Raw genomic sequence first — 19495 nt, forward strand, 5'->3', positions numbered from 1 at the left:
GTCACGCGCCCTGTTTTAGCGGCATGCCTAACTTGCGCCAAGCCAGGCGGCTTGGTCAAGGAGGGTGTGGTTTTTTTGCCGCCCTTGTGGCAGGCTGATGGGTAGGGGTTCGGCGTTTAGCCATTGTTGAATCGCGAGGTGTTTGCCTTTGCCAGTGATTAACTTGATGAGTTGGCGGCTGTTGCTGAGGGCGGCATAGGACAGGCTTATGCGCTCAGACGGCGGTTTGGGGGAGTTGTTCACGCTAATCACTGACTCGGTGGCATGTTGATTTTCATGCGCTGGAAACAAGCTAGCGGTATGACCGTCTTCACCCATTCCTAGCATCACACAATCAAACCGTACAACCGCGTCTATCACTTGCTGATAGGCTTGGCGGGATTTTTCTAGCCCTAGTTCGGTTGGCATTAAAAAGACATTTTCGGCTGGAATATTGATTTTCGACAACCAGGCCTGGTTGAGTGCCGTGGCATTTCTTTCAGGATCATTAAGCGGCAAAACACGTTCATCACCCATATAAACATACCAGTTTGACCAATCTTGATCAGTGCGCTCTGCCAGCAGTTGATAACAACGATTCGGTGTCGTGCCGCCTGCGGTGACCAGGTGAAACGCACCGCGTTCGCTGATCGCCTGCTCCGCTTGTTGTACAATCAGCGCAACCGCCTGTTGTGCTAAGATTTCGGCATTATCGAAAACCTGCCAGCCAGCAGGCAGGTTTAAGGCGTTATTTGCGATAATCACGATTTTTGTTCCTCACATTCAGGCTCCAACGAGGTACGCCAGCTTTGGCCAGGTTGATCAAACAACTTCACCGAGTCTTTTGGCCCCCAGCTGCCAGATGGATAGGTATCAATATAACCACGGTCTGAAGACCAGGCCTGCAATACCGGTTCCACCACTTTCCATGCGGCTTTAACTTCATCGTAACGCAAGAATAATGAGCGATCTCCGCGAATCACATCTAACAACAAGTCTTCATAGGCGTCATTGGCCAACTCACCTTTTTGACGCATCGAGGCATCCAAACTAATTTGGCGAGTGTTGATTTCTAACCCAGGTTGTTTGGCGGTCATTTCAATGCGAATCGCTTCATTCGGTTGAATACCAAACACCAACCAGTTGGGTTCCATTTTTTTCACCTGCGATTCACGGAAAAACTGCTTAGGTGGCTGTTTAAAGCAAATGGAAATCAATGTTTGGTTTTTAGGCATGTTTTTACCGGTTTGCACATAAAACGGCACCCCCGCCCAACGCCAGTTTTCGATATAGAGTTTTAACGCGGCATAGGTTTCTGTCACGCTATCGGGTGAAACACCGGGTTCTTCTAAATAAGCCACGGCAGGTTGTTTATTTACCGTGCCAGCGGCATATTGCGCACGGTAGGCTTGGGCGTTGACCGCGTTTTTGTTAATCGGACGAATCGACTTTAGCAGTTTTACTTTTTCATCACGCAGCGCTTCGGCATCCATCGACGCAGGCGGTTCCATCGCAATCAAAGCCAGGAGTTGCAGCAGATGGCTTTGAATCATATCGCGCAATGCGCCACTGGTGTCGTAATAGCCCGCACGGGTACCAATCGGCTTGGCTTCAGCATGGGTGATTTGTACATGATCAATGTAGTTGCGGTTCCACAAGGGTTCCATCAATAGATTCGCAAAACGGAAAACCATCAAATTCTGTACCATGCCCTTTCCAAGATAATGGTCAATACGGTACATCTGCGTTTCATCAAGGAATTTATTGAGCTGCATTTGCAAACTTTTGGCGCTTTCTATGTCATAGCCAAACGGCTTTTCAAGCACCACTCGCTTCCAGCCTTTTTGCTGGTCTAGCAGTTTGACCTTGGCAAGGTTTTCCACCACGGTGCTAAAATCTTTTGGGCTGATCGACAAATAAAATGCCATGTTTTGTGAATAGCCCTGCTGTTGAAAATAATCTGCCATCTGCGCAAAGCTAGCGGCATCATCGTTATCCACTTTGACATAATCAAACCGAGCACAAAACCGCTCAAAAACTTCAGTTTTTAAGCCGCCACGCGCCAAAGGTGTGACCGATTCACGCGCGACTTCAATCCAATCATCACGCGTCCAATCACGACGCCCAACCGCCACAATCCGCAAACAATCGGCTAAACGCCCCATTTCTTCCAGATGGTAAAACGCAGGCATTAACTTGGTCAGCGACAGATTCCCTGTCGCGCCAAAAATCACATAGGTACAGGATTCAGACATGATTAAACCTCATAGGTTGTAGAGCTGATTTTTCCGCCTGAACCAACCCAGTCAGTATGGAACCATTCACCGCGTGGTTTATCAACACGCTCATAGGTATGGGCGCCAAAGTAATCACGCTGCGCCTGAATCAAGTTCGCCGACACGGTTTCGCTTCGATAACCATCAAAAAACGCCAATGCTGAACTTAACGCCGGCGTTGGGATTGCATTATGCACCGCAAAGACCACCGCCTGACGCCAATTGGCTTCGGTTTGCTTTATCGCCTGCTCAAAAAACGGCGCTTGCAATAGATTATCTAAATCTGGTGTTGCATCATAAGCGGCTTTGATTTCGCCTAGGAAACGACTGCGGATAATACAGCCACCGCGCCACATTAACGCAATGCCACCATAATTTAACGGCCAGTTAAACTCTTTAGCGGCTTGCGCCATCAACATATAGCCTTGGGTGTAGGAAATGATTTTTGCGGCATAGAGTGCATCATGAATCGCCTGCAACATCACATCGCGCTCCACTTCGACCGTCGGCAATACACGCGGATAGGTTTTAGCGGCTTGTTGACGCTGGGTTTTTAATGCCGAAATACAACGTGCATACACCGACTCGGTAATCAGGGTTAAGGGTACACCCATATCTAATGAGCTGATACCTGTCCATTTGCCTGTGCCTTTTTGGCCGGCGGCATCTAGGATTTTATCCACAAGGGGTTCACCGTCTTCGTCTTTAAAACGCAGAATATCGGCCGTGATTTCAATCAGATAGGAATCCAATACCCCTTGGTTCCATTCTTTAAATACCTGATGACACTCATCCGCACTCATTCCCAAGCCTTCACGCATTAGCTGATAGGCTTCGGCGATCAATTGCATATCGCCATATTCGATCCCATTGTGCACCATCTTAACGTAGTGCCCCGCCCCTTCTGGCCCAACCCAATCACAACAGGCTTCATCGCCAACCTTGGCCGAAATCGCTTGAAAAATATCTTTAACAAAAGGCCAAGCCTCTGGTTTGCCGCCTGGCATAATAGAAGGCCCAAAACGCGCGCCTTCTTCGCCACCCGACACACCCGTCCCGATAAAATGAATGCCCTTAGCCGCTAGCGCTTGAGTACGACGCGTTGAATCAGTGTATAAGGAATTACCGCCGTCAATGATCACATCGCCCTGGTCTAACAAAGGCACCAATTGATCAATGAAATCGTCCACAACCTGTCCTGCTTTAACCATTAACATTACCTTGCGCGGCGAGGACAAGGAATCAACCAGCTCTTTCAAGCTATAAGCGGCTTGAATCGATTTGCCTTGCGCGGTGCTGGCGAGAAACTCATCGGTTTTTTGTGGAGAACGATTGTAAACAGTGACTTTATAGCCGTGATCAGCCATATTTAAAACCAAGTTTTGCCCCATAACGGCAAGACCAATTAACGCGATATCTGATTGAGACATGATAAATTCCTTTTTGATAAAAAATCTGCGGTTTCATTTTACCGCGCTACTCATACAACTAAAAACTAAAAACCGATTTATTTCAACTCTCGCGCTAAGGTTGCACGTACGCGGGCCTTGGACTGAAGTTAGCGCGCTGTTATAGATTTAAACCAGTCTACATTCCCACGCACAGCGTCACGGCCATTAAGTTAAGGAATGAGTGGCAACGAAACTTGCCTCCCTTATTGCTCTGTCACCCTGCGCGAAGTCGCAGGGTCTATTGCTGCCAGCGGCTGGATCCTGCGACTTCGCGCAGGATGACGACACTGGGTAAAAAATTCGGTCATTGCGAGGAGCATAGCGACGCGGCAATCTCTCAAGGGCGCGCTCAGTCTGCCAGAGATTGCCACGGCCTTCGGCCTCGCAATGACGCGTAATTTGTCAGCCTCGCAATGACACGTAGTTTCTTGGGCTCGCAACGCAAGTTTGACTAGCGCCCATCTGGGTAAAGTTGCAGGATGCCGCTCTCGCCCTGCATATCGCCTAATATCCATACCTGCTCAAATGGATGAGTTGGCGGCATCAGGATAAATTTACACCGAAGCTCAAAATCTTGGCGTTGCCATGCTGGGTTTGTATTGCGAATCACTAACCAAGTACGTTCTGAAACATAATATTTTTCGGCTTTATTGGCTAACAGTCGATTGAGTGCTTCAAGTAAACGGTGATCAGGCGGGGTTAGCATGAGATGTTCGAGTTCAAGATGAGTGCGTTCAGATAGCTCGCGTCCTAGCAGATGTTTGGCTTCTTCGGTGCTGCCGTATAAATGCGCAATTTCTAAATCCAACTTTTCATTTTGCCAATAACAACTCACATCGGGTTTGCGGGGTTCGTTATGCCAAATATGGCGCATTTCAATCCCCATCTCGCGCTCATACGCCCGCATAAACAACCGCGCCGCCTGATGCTCTAAGGCTAACTTCTCTGATTCACTCATTACTCACTACTCATCAGCATCTCGCTAATCACATACCACAACAGAAAACTGCCATACACCCCCACCATCACCCAGCTTAACAAGGTAATCGGGCGCAAACCTTTTTGTTCGGGCGGTTTTTCACCGCGCCATTGCATTTTTTTTAAACGCCACTGACGACGCAACATCCAGATAAAAAAACCGATAACCGCAAATAACGTTAAATACTTAAGCATCCGCCATAAGCCTTTGCGCCATGATTTCGCGTACCTGTTCAAGCTGCGCCAAGGTATCAACCCCTACACCCGCATCCATCAGCGCATCCTCTACCAAAATACGCTCGCCATGCCAAAGCACACGCAATTGCTCAAGCTTTTCAACCTGCTCGAGGGCGCATTCTGGCCAGTTCACATAACGCTTTACAAAGCCAGCGCGATAGGCATACAAGCCAATATGACGGCGATAGGGCCAAGCACTTGGCATGATGGGGGGTTGCTGGGCAAACTCATCGCGCGCCCAAGGTAATGGCGCACGGCTAAAATTAATTGCAAAATGCTCAAGATTACGACTCACCTTGACGATGTTCGGATTAAACAGCAACTCAACCTGCTCAATCGGTTCACAAAGTGTCGCCATGAACACATCATGCCGATGATTAAGGGCTTGTGCGACTTGCTGAATCAAGGCGGTAGGCAAAAGCGGCTCATCACCCTGCAGATTAACCAACACCTGATTATCCGCAAACCGAAGTTGATCAATCACTTCAGCGATACGCTCAGTACCTGATTGATGTTGGTCGCTGGTTAGGCAGACCTCAGCACCAAAATCACGGCACACCTGCGCGACCTGCTCAGATTCGGTAGCAATGACCACACGCTCCGCACCGGCTTTAATCGCTTGCTGCCATGTCCAATACACCATCGGCTGTCCGCAAATATCCAGCAACGGTTTGCCATAAAGCCGACTGGATGCCATTCTGGCGGGTATGACCACATGAAAAGACATGTTAGTTAAGCCTTTAGTTTACGATAATGTTCGGCCTCTTCAGGCGTGATTTGACGTGCTTCATCCTCCAGCATGACTGGAATGTCGTCACGCACCGGGAAGGCTAAATTAGCGGCGGTCGAAATTAACTCTTGTTTTTGCTTGTCATACACTAAACTGGTTTTGCTAATTGGGCATACTAGGATATCAAGTAAATTAGGGTTTAGACTCATGTTTTTGCCTTTTAATCAAATGAGTTAGAAATAGGTTTTTGCGGCCTTTTTAAAGCCAATTGCTGCTCAATCTTCGACATCAGTGCGGCTTCAAAATCGGCATCACATTCAGGCGCTATTGCCAACACCCACCAGTTGGGTTGTGCAAAGGTTTGGCACTTTACGGCATCTTTACTGGTCATAAACAAGGGCATAGCCCTATTAAGCTTCGCAAAATCCGACAGCTGATAAGCATGGTGATCAGCAAAATCCAGCGGAATGGGCACGATACCCAACGAATCTAATGTTTGATAAAATCGCTGCGGATGCCCTATCCCCGCCACCGCATAACCCGTTTGCCCCGCAAAGGCATTAATGGGACGACAGTCTTTGACATCCGTTAAGCGGTAAAAGTGCAGCGGCTTTATCTGCATTTGCGCAAGATACTGGCACTTGAAATCCGGTTTAGCGAGTAAATTCTCGCCATTCAGTACCACAAAGTCGACCTGAGCCAAGCGCTCGACCGGCTCGCGCAAAGGGCCGGCGGGCATACACAAGCCATTACCTAATCCTTGATTAGGTCGTGACGCATCAAACAGCACAATTTCAATATCACGCGCCAACGCATAATGCTGTAAACCATCGTCACTAATCACCAGGTCTAGATCATAACGCGCTTGGATCATTGCCAAGGCCTCTGCCCGCTTGGGTGACACCACCACGGGACAACCCAATGTTTGTGCTAACAAAACCGGCTCATCCCCCACTAGATGCGGGTCTGTGTCAGCGCTCACCGTTTGCGGCCAAGTCTTGGATTGACCCGCATAACCTCGGCTAATCACCCCAAAACGCCATCCCTTTTGTTGTAGCCGCTGCCCAAGCCAAATAATAAACGGCGTTTTACCCGCGCCGCCGACAACAATATTGCCGACCACCACAACCAGGCCGGGTGCTTCAGGCGGATTACGTTTAAACGCAGCGAGGCGTTTAGCCGCCACCGAACAAACTAGCTTTGCTAAGGGGCTAAGCAGTGTTGAGCGCCAATCGGCTTTAAGCCAAAAACTAGGCCAACTCATTGCATTTTCCTAGCATTGCATTTTCCCGGTCTGCGTATTTTTAAAACGGACGACGGCCTTTGCCACCCATGCCGCCTCGCATGCCTCCGCCCATTTTGCCGCCCGTTGCCTTGCGCATTAGCTTGGATACGAACATCGAAATAATGCGACGGATAATCATTTGAATCATTCTGTTTTGCATACTACCACTCCAAGCCTCTTAAATATTGAAAAATAGCCCGCGCCGCTTTTGGCGGTTTTTGTTGCTCGGCTTCTTTTTGTGCATTGCGAATATGTTGACGCAACAGGGTTCTATCCGCTTGTGGAAAATCTTCAAGCAAAGCGGTAAGCGCCTCATCGCCTTCGGTAATTAAACGATCTCGCCAACGCTCAAGTTTTTGAAAATGCAAGTTTTGCTGTTTTGCTCGCGCTTCCATTTCCTCAATTTTAGCGCGTAATTCCGCCAATTCCTCTTCATGCTGACGCAACCATTTGCCGATAAATTGACGCTGACGTCGAATGGCCGGTCCTGGGTCCATTCGCTTATATAATAACAAGGCATCGAGCAATTCAGTGGGTAATCCCATTTTTTTTAACTGACTTTCACTCAGTTCGCCCAAGGCGCTACCAATATCTGTGACCTCTTGCGCCGCTAACTTAATATCGGTGCGGCTGGTAAATTCTTCCTGCTCCCATTCTGGCACCGGTTTTTTTCGGACTACCCGATTGACATTACGCGGTCTAACCATGCGCCTGTTCTCCTAAGATTTCGATAAATTCTGCTTCTGTTAACACAGTGATGCCAAGCGCTTGTGCCTTGGTGAGTTTTGAGCCGGCTTTGTCGCCAGCAATTAAAAAATCTGTTTTAGCTGAAATCGAACCGGATACCTTCGCGCCGAGTTGTTCGAGTTCGGCTTTCGCCTGTTCACGCGTCATTTGTTGCAGGCTGCCTGTCAACACACAGATTTTGCCAGCAAACATCGAATCGATGACCACGGCTTGCGGTTCAATGTCGGGCCAATGCATACCGGCATTTAACAAGCCTTCAATCACCGCTAAGTTATGCGGTTGCGCAAAAAACTGGATGAGATGCTGCGCGACAATGTCACCGACATCCGGCACGGCGATGAGTTGCTCCAAGCTCGCCTGCTGAAGTGCTTCAAGGCTAGTAAAATGCTTCGCCAACTGCTTGGCGGTTACTTCTCCCACTTCAGGAATGCCTAGCGAATAGATAAACCGTGGCAGGGTTGTTTGCTTAGAGGCTTCAATTGCGGCAACCAGCTTTTGCGCCGATTTAATCGCCATGCGCTCTAGGTTTAGCAATTCATCGACATTTAACGCATAAAAATCGTCCGGATGCTTCACCAGGTCTGCACTCACCAACTGGTCAATCAGCTTTTCACCCAGGCCCTGAATATCCATCGCTTTGCGTGATACAAAGTGCGCCAATGCTCGTTTGCGTTGCGCTGGACAGAATAAACCGCCACTACAAGAATACACCGCTTTGTCGGCCTCTTTTACTACATCCGAGCCACACTCTGGGCAATGGGTTGGCATTTCAAACAATTGGGTATCGGCTGGCCGCTGACTCACTACCGCACCCACCACCTCAGGAATGACATCCCCCGCACGACGCACAATCACGGTATCGCCAATGCGCACATCTTTGCGCTGGATTTCATCGAGATTATGCAAGGTAGCATTGGATACCATTACGCCGCCAACAAATACCGGCTCTAAACGCGCAACGGGGGTTAATGCACCGGTTCGCCCAACCTGAATATCTATCGCAACCAGCTTTGTCCAGACTTCCTGTGCTGGAAACTTACGCGCTATCGCCCAGCGTGGAAACTTAGAGGTAAAACCCAGTTGGGCTTGCGCTTCAAGGTTATCCAACTTGTAAACAATACCATCAATTTCATAATCTAATTGGTCGCGCCGCGCAGATAAATCCTGATAATAGTCAACCAGGCCTGGTTGGCCAAATACCACTTTGGCTAAAGGATTGGTCGGCAATCCCCAGCGTTTTAAATACACCAGCATCTCGCTGTAATCAGCAGGAATGGAAAATTCGTCGCTCACCTGCCCCCAACCATAGCAAAAAAAACTCAGCGGGCGCTGTGCGGTGATACTGGGATCAAGTTGGCGCAGAGTGCCGGCGGCCGCGTTGCGTGGATTAACAAAAGGTTTATCGCCTTTTTCAAGATGCGCTTGGTTGATTTTATGAAACACCGGCTTGCTCATAAACACTTCACCGCGCACTTCCAAAATGTCTGGCCAACCATCGCCCTGCAATTTAAGCGGAATGGAACGAATGGTGCGCACATTATGCGTCACATCTTCGCCCACTTCACCATCACCTCGGGTGGCGGCCTGAACCAAAACACCCTGTTCATAACGTAAATTCACCGCCAAGCCATCCATTTTGGGCTCTGCCGCATAGGCAAGTGCTTTTTTTTCAAGCGAGGATTGAATACGCTGTTCAATACGTTGATTGAAATCAGCGAGTTCTTCATCGCTAAACGCATTGTCGAGCGACAACATCGGCACCGCATGACGTACCTCTTGAAAACCCGATGCGACTTTAGCGCCGACACGCTGAGTAGGCGAGCTGGGGATAATTAACGAGGGATACTGCTGTTCAAGCTCCACAAGCTGACGATAAAGCAAATCATACTGTGCATCAGAAATACGCGGATTATCGAGCACATAATAGGCTTGATTATGTGCTTCGATCTGTTGGCGAATCTGAGCAATTTGCTCGGAAATATTGGACATGAGGTTGTAGGTAATCGCTATTGTAATTTTGTAGTTTCAAAGTTTAATGCCGCTTCGCGCATCGCCTGAATATCAGACTCACGCAATAGGTGGCGCTGCATATCGTACATGCGGCCTTCGAGCGCTTGTGAAATACGCCGTGCGGTCATAATCAGCTCCTCCATCGCACCCGGTGCAGGGATAGCACTCGGCAACTCTAAAATCAACGCAATACCCGGCGTTTTCATGGTTTCATCCGGTTCAGCAGGAAATAAGCCAGGCTCCATCACATTTGCCACTTTTACAATGGTTCGATTGCCCGCTTTTTTAACATAAATACCACGCTCATCGTAAACCAAACCAAATATTTTCAAATGGCTCATTAAACGGTTTACCGACATATCGGTTTGTGTAAATAACACTAAAATAGCAAAAACTTGAGGCTCAACAGGCTGTTGAACCGACTGCGCGGCCTGTCCTTGCGGCGAATGCGAATAGGATGATTGAGCCGCTGGCTGATGAGCAGGTGAATGAGCGGGGGCGCCACCCTGTGCCGTTTCTTGTCTAGAGGAACCTGGTTGTGCTTGATAGCGTCCAACAAAACGCTCATCGACTAACTCTAAATCATCAATTTCAATTACTTTATGCACTGGCTGTGAGGCGTGATTCGGCACGCTAGTCTGATAGTTTGAAGACGGATAAGCTTGCTCAGCCATCGCCGACTCATCCAGTTGCAACAACTGCTGACGACTTTCAAAATCAAGCTCTTCTTGTGTCTTTCCTTGCAGATGCGGTGGTAAACCAGACGCCTGCGCTCTATCCATTTGAGCGATTGAGCCTTCAGCCGCATGCGGTTCTTTTGGCATACTAGAGGGCACAAGATGCTCAGCCATTTTTTGTTTTAGCGTTTCTTTGGACGCTGATGTGTTGTTCGCTTTGTTTTTTTGGCTACGCTGACGACTAAAGAAGTACAGCCCCACCACCACAATAACCGCAAAAACCAGCAAAACCTGCTGTAATTCATTCATAAAGGCTAATCTCCTATCATTTCTACAGCCGCATCCAAGTCAACACTGACCAAACGCGACACACCCGGCTCATGCATTGTAACACCCACTAAATGCTTTGCCATCGCCATAGTCGTTTTGTTGTGAGTAATATATATGAATTGTACCTTTTCTGATAGGCTTCTGACTAGCCCACAGAAGCGAATAACGTTAGAATCGTCTAAAGGAGCGTCCACTTCATCCAAAATACAGAAGGGAGCAGGCTTTAATTCAAAGATCGCAAAAATCAATGCCAAGGCGGATAATGTCTTCTCTCCGCCTGATAATAACTGAATACGTGTCGTCCGTTTACCTGGTGGCTGCGCCATCACCATCAGCCCGCCTTCCAGGGGGTCTTGCTGTTCATCAACCCAGGTCAGCTTTGCATGCCCACCCTGAAACAGCTTAGGAAATAGATTTTTAAATGATTGATTGACCTGATCAAATGTTATCAACAAGCGTTGACGACTATCCTGATCAATCTGTGCAATCGCTTGTTCAAGCGTGTCTATCGATTGCGTTAAATCAGCCAATTGACTCACCAAGGTATCCAATTTTATTTTAGCCTGTTCAAATTCCTCAATCGCCGTCATATTCACCGCGCCTAACCGGCTTAAATGCAATTTGACTTGCTTAAGCGCAGCTTCAACCTGCTCGATTGGCTGTTCTTCAAAGCGTAATTGTGCCAACTCATAAAATGAGAACCCTTGCCCCTCAACCGTTTTTTGTAACTGATGTATCTGCTGCTGCTGTGCTTGCAACTGTAATTGCAAGGTTACAAGATACTGCTCGGCCTGATGATGGGTCTGCTGGGCCGAGTCGACCCGCTGCTGCGCATCATCAACGTGTTCAATCAACACCTCGCGTCGTTGACCGAGGCTATCACGCGCCTGTTTGACCTGCTCCAGCTGATCGTTAAGCTGTTCCAATTCGGCATCATCGACTGGCTGGGCTTGGGCTAAGTGACGCAGAATAAGCTCGGCCTGCAGACTATCCTGTTTAAGTTGTTGTGCAACCTGTTGTTGCTGAAACTGCAACTGTTGATAGGCTTGTTTTTGCTGGTGCTGCTGTTGGCTTAAGCGCTGAGTTTGTAGAAGCAGCTTCTCACGCTCGCGCTCAATCGGCTGCAGTTGGGTGATTAATTTTTCAAGCGTCTGACTGGTTTTCTCTTCCTGCTCATCCAGTAATTCAAACTGTGCATTAATCGATTCAATAGTTTGCTCCAGCCGATTTTGCTGTGCAATGAGTGCCTGCTCCCTCACCCCTAAATCCGTTAATTGCTGTTGATTTGACTGGTGTTTTTGCAACCAGGCCTGGTGGGTCTGTTGCGCATGTGCAATCTGATCTTCCAGGCGCAAAACTTGACGTTCAAGCTGTTGTTGTTCCGCTTTTAGCGCCGCTTGCTCTTCATCTTCGTCTGCTTGCTGCTGCTTGAGTTGCGAAACCAGCCGATTGTTTTTTGTTATCGCATCAGACAAATGCGTCTGCTGTTCAGCCAGCGCGACAATCTGTTGTTGACGCTCTAAACTGCCAGACAGCTTGGCATTTGACGGCGCATTTAATGGCTGCAAACAAGCGAACTCTGAATAAAGCACACCTTGTTTATCAATCAACCAAATCGTATTTTGCCCTGCGACTTCACTAAACGGCTTGAGCTGAACAAGCGGCTGAACAAGTGGCTGATCAGACAACACATAAATATCGCGCGCTAGATAACGCACCAACTCGGGCTGTTGAATTTTGGCGGCAAGACTTTGCGGATGGACGTCTAGTGCTGGCGGATTCCAACCAATCAAACTGGCATTAGGCAACGGATTCAATTCAGCCCAATCTACAGGTTTGTCCAGCAACAACCCTTGCAAACGCGCACCCAGCCAGCCTTCTACCGCTGTTTGCCAACCAGCCTCTACTTTTAGAACACTCACTAAATCGCGCGCGCTCAGATCACTCGGCCATTCAACCTGCGCATCCGCTAACAAGCGCTGCTGCACCTTTACTAACGCCTGATGCTCGGCTTCGGCCGCCTTAAAATCACTGACTAATTGAAATTGGGTTTGCTGCGCCTGTGCTAGCTGGTCGCGGGTTTTCTGATGGGTTGCTTGGCTTAAAGCCACCATTTGATTGACGGGCGCAAGCTGTTGTTCAAGCTGTTGCCTTTGTTCTATGAGTGCTTCAAGTTGCGCATTTCCCTGTTCGGCGGTGGATGGCTCGACATTTTGCATTAACCAAGCGCGCTGCGCCTCTAGGTGGGCTAAACTTTGCTCTAGCGTTTTGAGCTGTTGTTGCGCCTCTTTAAACGCCTGCTCAGACTGCTGGGTGCGCCATTGCTGTTTTTGCAAAGTCTGCTCTTGGGTGCGTTTTTGTAAATCCAAGGCTGACCAGCTTGACTCATAGCCCTCTAATTGCTCGGTTTGGCTATCCAGCTCTTCTTCTATCGCTTCAATATCGAGTCGAATATCATCCATCTGCTGGTTAATGTGACTCAACTGCGTTTCGTGCATCTGATGCTGTTGCTGATTAAGTGCCTGTTGATCCAGCCATTGCTGGCTTTGTTGACCACTAAAGGCCTGCTGCTGTTTCAGCTTTTCAAGTTTTTTATCGAGTTGGTGAAATTCGGTGTCGAATGCTTGCCAGTCCGCTTGCAAGGTCGGTAGTTTTTGGCGTGCTAACAGCCAGGCTTTTTGTGCACTGTCCCAATCTGCTTTGGTTTGGGCAAAACTTTTCTCTGCCAAACGTAGGTCAGACTGAACACGGGTTTGTTGTTGATGAAGCTGATGCCACTGCAAATAATAGAGGTTTTTTTCGAGGGCTTGTTGGCGCTCAATCGCCTGACGGTGATCGCGCGCTTTTTCGGCCTGCAACGCCAAATGATTCGACTGTTCGGTAAGTGCATCCTGCATCACACGCAACTGCGTCATGTTTTCTCGCGTGCGATTTAAGCGTAATAGCGTTTCTTTGCGCCTTGAACGATAGGGACCAATGCCCGCTACTTCTTCTAAGTAAACCCGCATATCTTCAGGCTTTGCCTCGATAATGCGACTAATATTGCCCTGCCCAATCAGCGCATAGCTTCGTGGCCCTAGACCCGTGCCATTAAACAAATCAAGAATATCGCGACGCCGGCAGGCTTGCTGATTCAAGAAGTAGCGGGTACCGTCTTCTCGGTGATGCACACGTTTGACCGATATTTCGCTGTAACTGGCATAGGCACCACCCGCCATGCCAGCTTCATTGTCAAATAACAACTCAACCGAACACTGGCTCACCGCTTTGCGCTTATCGCTGCCGTTAAACAACACATCATTCATGTCACCACCGCGCAACTCGCGCGCCGAACTCTCCCCCATCACCCAACGTACCGCATCCAGCGTATTTGATTTACCGCAACCATTCGGACCGACAATACCGACTAAATCACTCGGCAAGACCAAGCGTGTTGGCTCCACGAACGACTTAAAACCGACTATTTTGATCTGTTTTAATCGCATGGCCTAGGCGTTTAATTTCAACGTCTGCTGCAAACGTTTTTTAGCCGTTGCAATTAACTCTTTATAGTTCAAGCCATCCGCTTCACCGTAGGTCGACGAAGCCAATACGAATTGATAATCTACCCCTGTTTCATTAAGATGGTCCAAAAAGCGCTCGTTTAAACTGCGTTGCAAAGCTAACACACCTTGATCATCCGTTTCGGGTGAAACGATAACAAACAATTTATCATTGATATAAAAAACACTATCCGCTTTACGGGTTTCTTCACGCAGTTGCCCAGTAAAATAAGCGAGGGCTTCATCTGGGGCGATATTTTTAGCGGTCATTTTAATAAGGTGCACCAAAGTAATCGAAAAAGATCGTCGGTATCTTTCGGCTAAAAATACTTCTTGGCGAATACATGCATCCATATGATCACGCCGGAGTAAACCGGTTTTGTGGTCCGTGACCATTAATGCATCAAACTTATCGTAAATGGATTGAAACTGGCTAATATGTGACTTTAATGCTGTATAAATCTCATCGACCTCATACACCAAGTCATCTCGACCTCCTCGCACCTCTTCTTGGTCTTGAGGGTGATCAAAACGCAACACACTTATTTCATGAGCAATATACTTAAGTGGCTTTACCAGCTCTTCTTCAACAAATTGTTCTGTATAATATTTTTGCGTAAAATAAAAAAACAGCACAAACATCAATAAAAAAAAGGGAATGGTCAAAATTGATACATCAAAACGCACTAGATTTTCAAAACTGGCTTCTTCACCAAGTATCCACCACACGATTCCGACAGACAACACCACTGTCAGAGACATGGCAAATAGCAATGCCATTGACATAGCCAGCGCTAAGCGTTTATTAAGTAACCTAGCAAAAGAAGGATGTTTCATTTATTTAAAATCCGCTATGATGGTACTAACCCGTTATCCTTAACCCAAATATTAAAAAGGTTTGCCTTGAACACATATTTTACCGCATTAGGCATAGATTTAGGGACCTCTGGTATACGCTTGTCAGTGGTCAGAAAATACCTATGTGACCAAGCAGATGACATCATCGCAAATATTGCCTGCGCTATGCCAATGCCGATTAAACAAGCAAATCAAAGCGAACAAGCCACCGAACACTGGCAACAAGCATTGAACACCTGCTTAACCGAGCTCGAACAAACGGGCCTGATTGGCGACATTGACGGCATTATTGCCGATGCCACCTCCTCCACTCTGCTACTGATGGATGCGGCAGGCCACGCCCTTTGCCCGGCGTTAATGTATGACGACAAACGCGCTACAACGCAATCCGAACAACTAGCCCCGCTGCTTTCTGCGCGTTCAGGCGCACAAGGCGCCACGAGCAGTCTAGCCAAAGCCCTCTGGCTAGCCGAACATTATAACGCAACAGATGCCCATCTTGCGCATCAAATTGACTGGCTTAACTATCAATTCATCGGTACATTTAGCGCAACCGATGAAAACAACCTATTAAAACTGGGTTATGATTCGATTGAACAACGCTGGCCAGAAACGCTAAAACAACGCTTGCCGTTCAAACTGCCCACCGCCGTAGCCGCTGGCAGCCCCATCGGTTATGTCGGCCAACCCATGCAAATTCACTGGGGGTTTCGAGCGGATTGTCAGGTATTTGCCGGCACCACCGACAGCATCGCGGCCTTCCTCGCCGCTGGCGCCGATGACATCGGTGATGCGGTCAGCGCACTGGGTTCAACACTGGCGATTAAGCTCTTGAGCGATCAACCTTTGTTTGATGCAAAACAGGGAATCTACAGTCATAAATTGGGCGATAAATGGCTAGTCGGGGGCGCGTCCAATGTCGGCGGAGCGGTTTTGCTGCATCATTTCAGTCTTGATCGCATCAAACAACTTGTGCCGCTCATCGACATTAACCAACCCACTGGACTAGACTGCTATCCGCTAATTCGCGCAGGCGAGCGCTTTCCGATTGCAGACGCGCAGCTTGCACCGATTATCCCTGATACAGACAACGACCTAATACGCTTACAAGCGCTGATTGAAGGACTGGTCAAGGTGGAGGTCTTAGCTTATCAAAAACTCAATGAATTGGGTGCGCCCAAGGTAAAACGGATTTTTGCTGTCGGTGGCGGACATCACAACCAGGCCTGGTCAGACTTGCGCGCGCAGCATTTACCCGCTAAACTTGCGCCCGCTTTTAGCCAGTCTGCCGCCTACGGCGTTACGCGACTTATCAACCTTGGAGACAAAACATGACCACTCAACAACCGATTGAACAGCCGATTGAACAGCTAATTGAACAACTTAACCAAGCGCCTGTTGCGTTTAACCAAGTCATCGCCTGCATTGAGACTCATTATGCATTTACGCCTTGCGCCTTTAAAAATGGCGATACCTTTAATCAAGCTAACACCAACAACGGCTCATGCAAAATCTTTGGTTTTGCCAAACTTAATAACCTATCTGAACAAGCCACACTGCACGCCTTTGGTGATTTTTACACCCAAGACGTGCTACAAAACCCAGATGCCCAAGACCATCAAAACATTCGTAACTTTATTAAACATGGCTGGGCCGGCATCGAATTCGAAGGCGAACCACTAGCTCGAAAGACACTCTAATCGGCTATCAAATTAAGAGGAAAACCAGTCATTGCGAGGAGCGCAGCGACGCGGCAATCTCTCAAGGGCGTGCACCGTCTGCAAGAGATTGCCACGGCCTTCAGCCTCGCAATGACGCGTGATTTTTTGACCTCGCGATGCACAAGTTGTAACTTGTTGATTTATTATTTATTTAAGATGCGTTTGACCTGTCCATCAAGCGTTTGAGTTTGACATAAATCATCGCGGTCATCAAGGCATCATTAAACGCATCATGCTGCCCTAAACTGGGTAGATTAAGTTTTGATAAAATCGTTTTGAAACTTAAATCAAATACTTCATGCTCAGGCTGCAACCAATCTTTATAAAACTTTTTATGGTACAACTCAGACACTTCAATCCGTTGGTTGGGCAGGTTAATCCCCAGCCAAGGTTTAATCACCGCATTCACCATCGCCATATCAAACTCTAGATAGTAACCAACTAGCGGGCGAGAACCAATGAACTCAACAAACTGGCGAATTGCCACTTGCTCATCCAATCCCTGCTCCACATCCATATTGCGCAAACCATGAATCACAATACTTTCTGGATTTATCCCTTGCTGCTGCTTAAACTTAAGATTCAAACTCTGGCTCGATAAAATTTCAGTACCGCGAATCTTGATTGCACTCAAGGACACAATCTTGTCTTGGCTGGGATTTAAGCCGGTGGTTTCACAGTCAAAACACACCACATCTTGATCGGATGGCGCATCAAATAAATAACAAAACTCAGGGTCTTTTAGCCGGTATTTCAACCAGGCCTGGTTGATGGACTTTAACATTAGCGCATTGCATCCATTTTAAAATGTTGTTCGATAAACTTTTTAAACTTATTCACGACCCCAAACGCATCCTTAAGCAGGTCTTGGTGAAAATGATTTAAATGATCGGTTTCAATCGCATTATCCATCGGCTTACCAAGCGCTTTTTTGTCTAACATCGCTTGAAGACGCAGGGTGTTTAAGAAGTTTAGCGTTTCACCCAATTCCACACCAAACTGCTCATCAAATACATGCTGGTTAATCAACTCGCGGATACGCCAATGGGTATTGGTTTTTTCAATCCCTTTTTCTAGTGCCAAACAGCGCACACCATGAACGATAGGGAAAATACCGCCCTTCTTCAAATCAATCGAATGACCGTCGTCTTTTTGCGTGATTAAACGCCCAAACAAACCAATCGGTGTTTCAAACTGCAACACACTGCGCGCAAACTGCGGCAGAAACATTTGACGCTTATTCACCTGTTGCTGCAATACCTGTTTAATGCGCGCCAACTTGCTCGCATCACCCTGTACCGCCTGGGCATCAAACAAAATCGCCAAGTTCATAAAACTCTCTAACGAGGGTTTTTCAAACCAGCTCACTATCTGGGCTTCAAACTGGCTTTGACTCATGCGCCAAGCCGGGTTTGAAATCATGATATCCCCCGGGCAAGGTGGAAAACCTAACGCGATAAGCTTGGTTGAATAGTTTTCACAAAATCTGGCCAAAGCCACTGCATCAACATCATCGTCATAGACCACCGCATTATCCTGATCCGTGCGCACCACCTGCTCAGATCGCCCTTCGCTGCCCATCACAATAAAGCTAGCCTGCGCAAACTGACCGTCCTGATCCAAAATCTCCCACAACCTGGCTTGCAACTTACGATGCAATTCATTAACGAGCTTAGCGATATAATGGGTTTTAACACCCTTATTTGATAACCCGGCGACCAAGTCATCGATTTGTTGGGTGACTTTTTTCAAATCCTCAAAACTGTCCGCACGCTCCAACGTCAACATCACAAGGCCTGATTGATTGGCAAACAAACTCATTAACTCCTTTTGATGCAACACCCCAATAAAACTCTGTTTATCACGCACCATGAGCCGATCAACACCGTAACGCGTCATTTTTAACAAGGCATTGAACAAATAGTCATTTTGGTGAATCGAAATCACCGGATAACTCACCATATCGGCAATCGGATTCGCCAAATCAAAGCCATGAATCGCTAGACCGCGTAACAAATCCGACGAAGTAATCACCCCCACTTGATCGCCATCCTTGACCAAGCACGCATCGGTTTTATGCGCTTCCATTTGTTCAACACAGGATTTAATCGATGTTTGACAGGATATCTCGACCAAGGCATGCAAAGGCGCGATTTTCACCGCATCCATCATCGCCTCAGAAGAAGATTCAATCTGCAATTGCTGATGAAAGCGACTGAGTTTTTCGGTGATGTCATTAAAATAAAAGGCTTCAAAATCCGGGTTATTCTTCAGTAGCTTGGCAAACACCGTGTTCGGTAAACGATAAGCCAAGGTTTCTTCAATCGCGTGATAGTTAAGTTTGGCTTTTTGATCCAACAGCGTGGACGCCCCAAACTGCGCATTGGTGCCATAAATCGCACACTGACCTGCGCCCTCATCATCCTGACACTCTGAAACCCGCCCCTTCATAACAATATACAAAAAGGCATGTTCAGCCAGATCTAAGGGAATCTTGTCATCCTTGGCAAAATACACCACATCTAACGCGCTAGCCGCCTGCTCCAACCAGGCCTGGTCAAGCCGATCAAACGGATGAAGGGTTTGCAAAAAACGGGTTTGCTCTAATATCGACATAGACCATCCTTAAGATTATAAAAACAAAAATGGGTAACAAAAGTTGATGACAAAAAAG

At 47.7% G+C, this 19495-nt stretch carries 18 protein-coding genes; 2 read left to right on the forward strand and 16 right to left on the reverse strand.

The annotated features are described in order from the left end of the window. Positions 1-27: 27 nt before the first annotated feature. From pgl to NA59_RS00700, 14 genes are all read right to left on the reverse strand, one after another. Complete coding sequence (gene pgl / locus NA59_RS00640) at positions 28-744, reverse strand: 6-phosphogluconolactonase (protein ID WP_232504001.1); 717 nt, start codon at positions 742-744, stop codon at positions 28-30. Next, the gene (zwf, locus tag NA59_RS00645; RefSeq protein WP_044406347.1) at positions 741-2234 is read right to left on the reverse strand and encodes a glucose-6-phosphate dehydrogenase; all 1494 of its coding nucleotides are present in this window, start codon (positions 2232-2234) and stop codon (positions 741-743) included. Before zwf ends, pgl begins: the two co-directional genes overlap by 4 nt. A 2-nt stretch (positions 2235-2236) precedes the next feature. Continuing rightward, positions 2237-3685 (reverse strand): decarboxylating NADP(+)-dependent phosphogluconate dehydrogenase, encoded by a 1449-nt coding sequence (gene gnd, locus NA59_RS00650; protein ID WP_044406350.1) that lies wholly within the window; start codon positions 3683-3685, stop codon positions 2237-2239. A gap of 472 nt (positions 3686-4157) precedes the next feature. Next, the gene (locus NA59_RS00655) at positions 4158-4664 is read right to left on the reverse strand and encodes a hypothetical protein (RefSeq protein ID WP_044406353.1); all 507 of its coding nucleotides are present in this window, start codon (positions 4662-4664) and stop codon (positions 4158-4160) included. Further along, positions 4664-4879, reverse strand: coding sequence for a hypothetical protein (locus NA59_RS00660; protein WP_044406356.1), 216 nt, complete (start codon positions 4877-4879; stop codon positions 4664-4666). The genes NA59_RS00655 and NA59_RS00660 overlap by 1 nt, the downstream gene beginning before the upstream one ends. Beyond that, positions 4872-5648, reverse strand: a complete 777-nt coding sequence (kdsB, locus tag NA59_RS00665) for a 3-deoxy-manno-octulosonate cytidylyltransferase (RefSeq protein ID WP_044406359.1) — start codon at positions 5646-5648, stop codon at positions 4872-4874. Before kdsB ends, NA59_RS00660 begins: the two co-directional genes overlap by 8 nt. Before the next feature lie 5 nt (positions 5649-5653). Continuing rightward, the gene (locus NA59_RS00670) at positions 5654-5860 is read right to left on the reverse strand and encodes a Trm112 family protein (RefSeq protein ID WP_044406360.1); all 207 of its coding nucleotides are present in this window, start codon (positions 5858-5860) and stop codon (positions 5654-5656) included. A gap of 11 nt (positions 5861-5871) precedes the next feature. Next, positions 5872-6915, reverse strand: a complete 1044-nt coding sequence (gene lpxK / locus NA59_RS00675; RefSeq protein WP_044406361.1) for a tetraacyldisaccharide 4'-kinase — start codon at positions 6913-6915, stop codon at positions 5872-5874. Positions 6916-6955: 40 nt separating this feature from the next. After that, positions 6956-7096 carry a hypothetical protein gene (locus NA59_RS14985; protein WP_157792522.1) on the reverse strand — a complete coding sequence of 47 codons (141 nt, stop codon included), beginning with the start codon at positions 7094-7096 and terminating at the stop codon, positions 6956-6958. Position 7097: 1 nt separating this feature from the next. Then, the gene (yjgA, locus tag NA59_RS00680; RefSeq protein WP_044406362.1) at positions 7098-7643 is read right to left on the reverse strand and encodes a ribosome biogenesis factor YjgA; all 546 of its coding nucleotides are present in this window, start codon (positions 7641-7643) and stop codon (positions 7098-7100) included. Beyond that, on the reverse strand, positions 7636-9672 hold the full coding sequence (gene ligA, locus NA59_RS00685) for an NAD-dependent DNA ligase LigA (protein ID WP_044406365.1): 2037 nt from the start codon (positions 9670-9672) through the stop codon (positions 7636-7638). Before ligA ends, yjgA begins: the two co-directional genes overlap by 8 nt. 17 nt (positions 9673-9689) lie before the next feature. Continuing rightward, complete coding sequence (locus NA59_RS00690; RefSeq protein ID WP_044406368.1) at positions 9690-10679, reverse strand: cell division protein ZipA C-terminal FtsZ-binding domain-containing protein; 990 nt, start codon at positions 10677-10679, stop codon at positions 9690-9692. A gap of 5 nt (positions 10680-10684) precedes the next feature. Then, the gene (locus NA59_RS00695) at positions 10685-14185 is read right to left on the reverse strand and encodes a coiled-coil domain-containing protein (protein WP_044406371.1); all 3501 of its coding nucleotides are present in this window, start codon (positions 14183-14185) and stop codon (positions 10685-10687) included. A gap of 3 nt (positions 14186-14188) precedes the next feature. After that, positions 14189-15079: a nucleotidyl cyclase domain-containing protein gene (locus NA59_RS00700; RefSeq protein ID WP_157792523.1), complete on the reverse strand. Its 891-nt coding sequence runs from the start codon at positions 15077-15079 to the stop codon at positions 14189-14191. Between the two features lie 66 nt (positions 15080-15145). Between NA59_RS00700 and NA59_RS00705 the strand changes: the two genes are divergently transcribed. Continuing rightward, positions 15146-16435, forward strand: a complete 1290-nt coding sequence (locus NA59_RS00705; RefSeq protein ID WP_044406584.1) for an FGGY-family carbohydrate kinase — start codon at positions 15146-15148, stop codon at positions 16433-16435. After that, the gene (locus NA59_RS00710; protein ID WP_044406377.1) at positions 16432-16800 is read left to right on the forward strand and encodes a HopJ type III effector protein; all 369 of its coding nucleotides are present in this window, start codon (positions 16432-16434) and stop codon (positions 16798-16800) included. Before NA59_RS00705 ends, NA59_RS00710 begins: the two co-directional genes overlap by 4 nt. A 172-nt stretch (positions 16801-16972) precedes the next feature. Here NA59_RS00710 and NA59_RS00715 read toward each other — a convergent pair whose 3' ends face one another. Both NA59_RS00715 and NA59_RS00720 read right to left on the reverse strand, forming a co-directional pair. Further along, a complete protein-coding gene (locus tag NA59_RS00715) occupies positions 16973-17605 on the reverse strand; it encodes a 3'-5' exonuclease (RefSeq protein ID WP_044406380.1) in 633 nt (210 codons plus the stop codon). Beyond that, positions 17605-19437, reverse strand: coding sequence for a putative nucleotidyltransferase substrate binding domain-containing protein (locus NA59_RS00720; protein ID WP_044406383.1), 1833 nt, complete (start codon positions 19435-19437; stop codon positions 17605-17607). Before NA59_RS00720 ends, NA59_RS00715 begins: the two co-directional genes overlap by 1 nt. Between the last annotated feature and the right edge of the window lie 58 nt (positions 19438-19495).

The organism is Thiomicrospira microaerophila (genome assembly GCF_000934765.1).
In the GTDB taxonomy this organism is placed as follows: domain Bacteria; phylum Pseudomonadota; class Gammaproteobacteria; order Thiomicrospirales; family Thiomicrospiraceae; genus Thiomicrospira; species Thiomicrospira microaerophila.

Coding starts and splice junctions, on each gene's coding strand:
- zwf (WP_044406347.1), bottom strand. CDS start 2,234: ATGTCTGAATCCTGTACCTATGTGATTTTTGGCGCGACAGGGAATCTG.
- gnd (WP_044406350.1), bottom strand. CDS start 3,685: ATGTCTCAATCAGATATCGCGTTAATTGGTCTTGCCGTTATGGGGCAA.
- NA59_RS00655 (WP_044406353.1), bottom strand. CDS start 4,664: ATGAGTGAATCAGAGAAGTTAGCCTTAGAGCATCAGGCGGCGCGGTTG.
- NA59_RS00660 (WP_044406356.1), bottom strand. CDS start 4,879: ATGCTTAAGTATTTAACGTTATTTGCGGTTATCGGTTTTTTTATCTGG.
- kdsB (WP_044406359.1), bottom strand. CDS start 5,648: ATGTCTTTTCATGTGGTCATACCCGCCAGAATGGCATCCAGTCGGCTT.
- NA59_RS00670 (WP_044406360.1), bottom strand. CDS start 5,860: ATGAGTCTAAACCCTAATTTACTTGATATCCTAGTATGCCCAATTAGC.
- lpxK (WP_044406361.1), bottom strand. CDS start 6,915: ATGAGTTGGCCTAGTTTTTGGCTTAAAGCCGATTGGCGCTCAACACTG.
- NA59_RS14985 (WP_157792522.1), bottom strand. CDS start 7,096: ATGCAAAACAGAATGATTCAAATGATTATCCGTCGCATTATTTCGATG.
- yjgA (WP_044406362.1), bottom strand. CDS start 7,643: ATGGTTAGACCGCGTAATGTCAATCGGGTAGTCCGAAAAAAACCGGTG.
- ligA (WP_044406365.1), bottom strand. CDS start 9,672: ATGTCCAATATTTCCGAGCAAATTGCTCAGATTCGCCAACAGATCGAA.
- NA59_RS00690 (WP_044406368.1), bottom strand. CDS start 10,679: ATGAATGAATTACAGCAGGTTTTGCTGGTTTTTGCGGTTATTGTGGTG.
- NA59_RS00695 (WP_044406371.1), bottom strand. CDS start 14,185: ATGCGATTAAAACAGATCAAAATAGTCGGTTTTAAGTCGTTCGTGGAG.
- NA59_RS00700 (WP_157792523.1), bottom strand. CDS start 15,079: ATGAAACATCCTTCTTTTGCTAGGTTACTTAATAAACGCTTAGCGCTG.
- NA59_RS00710 (WP_044406377.1), top strand. CDS start 16,432: ATGACCACTCAACAACCGATTGAACAGCCGATTGAACAGCTAATTGAA.
- NA59_RS00715 (WP_044406380.1), bottom strand. CDS start 17,605: ATGTTAAAGTCCATCAACCAGGCCTGGTTGAAATACCGGCTAAAAGAC.
- NA59_RS00720 (WP_044406383.1), bottom strand. CDS start 19,437: ATGTCGATATTAGAGCAAACCCGTTTTTTGCAAACCCTTCATCCGTTT.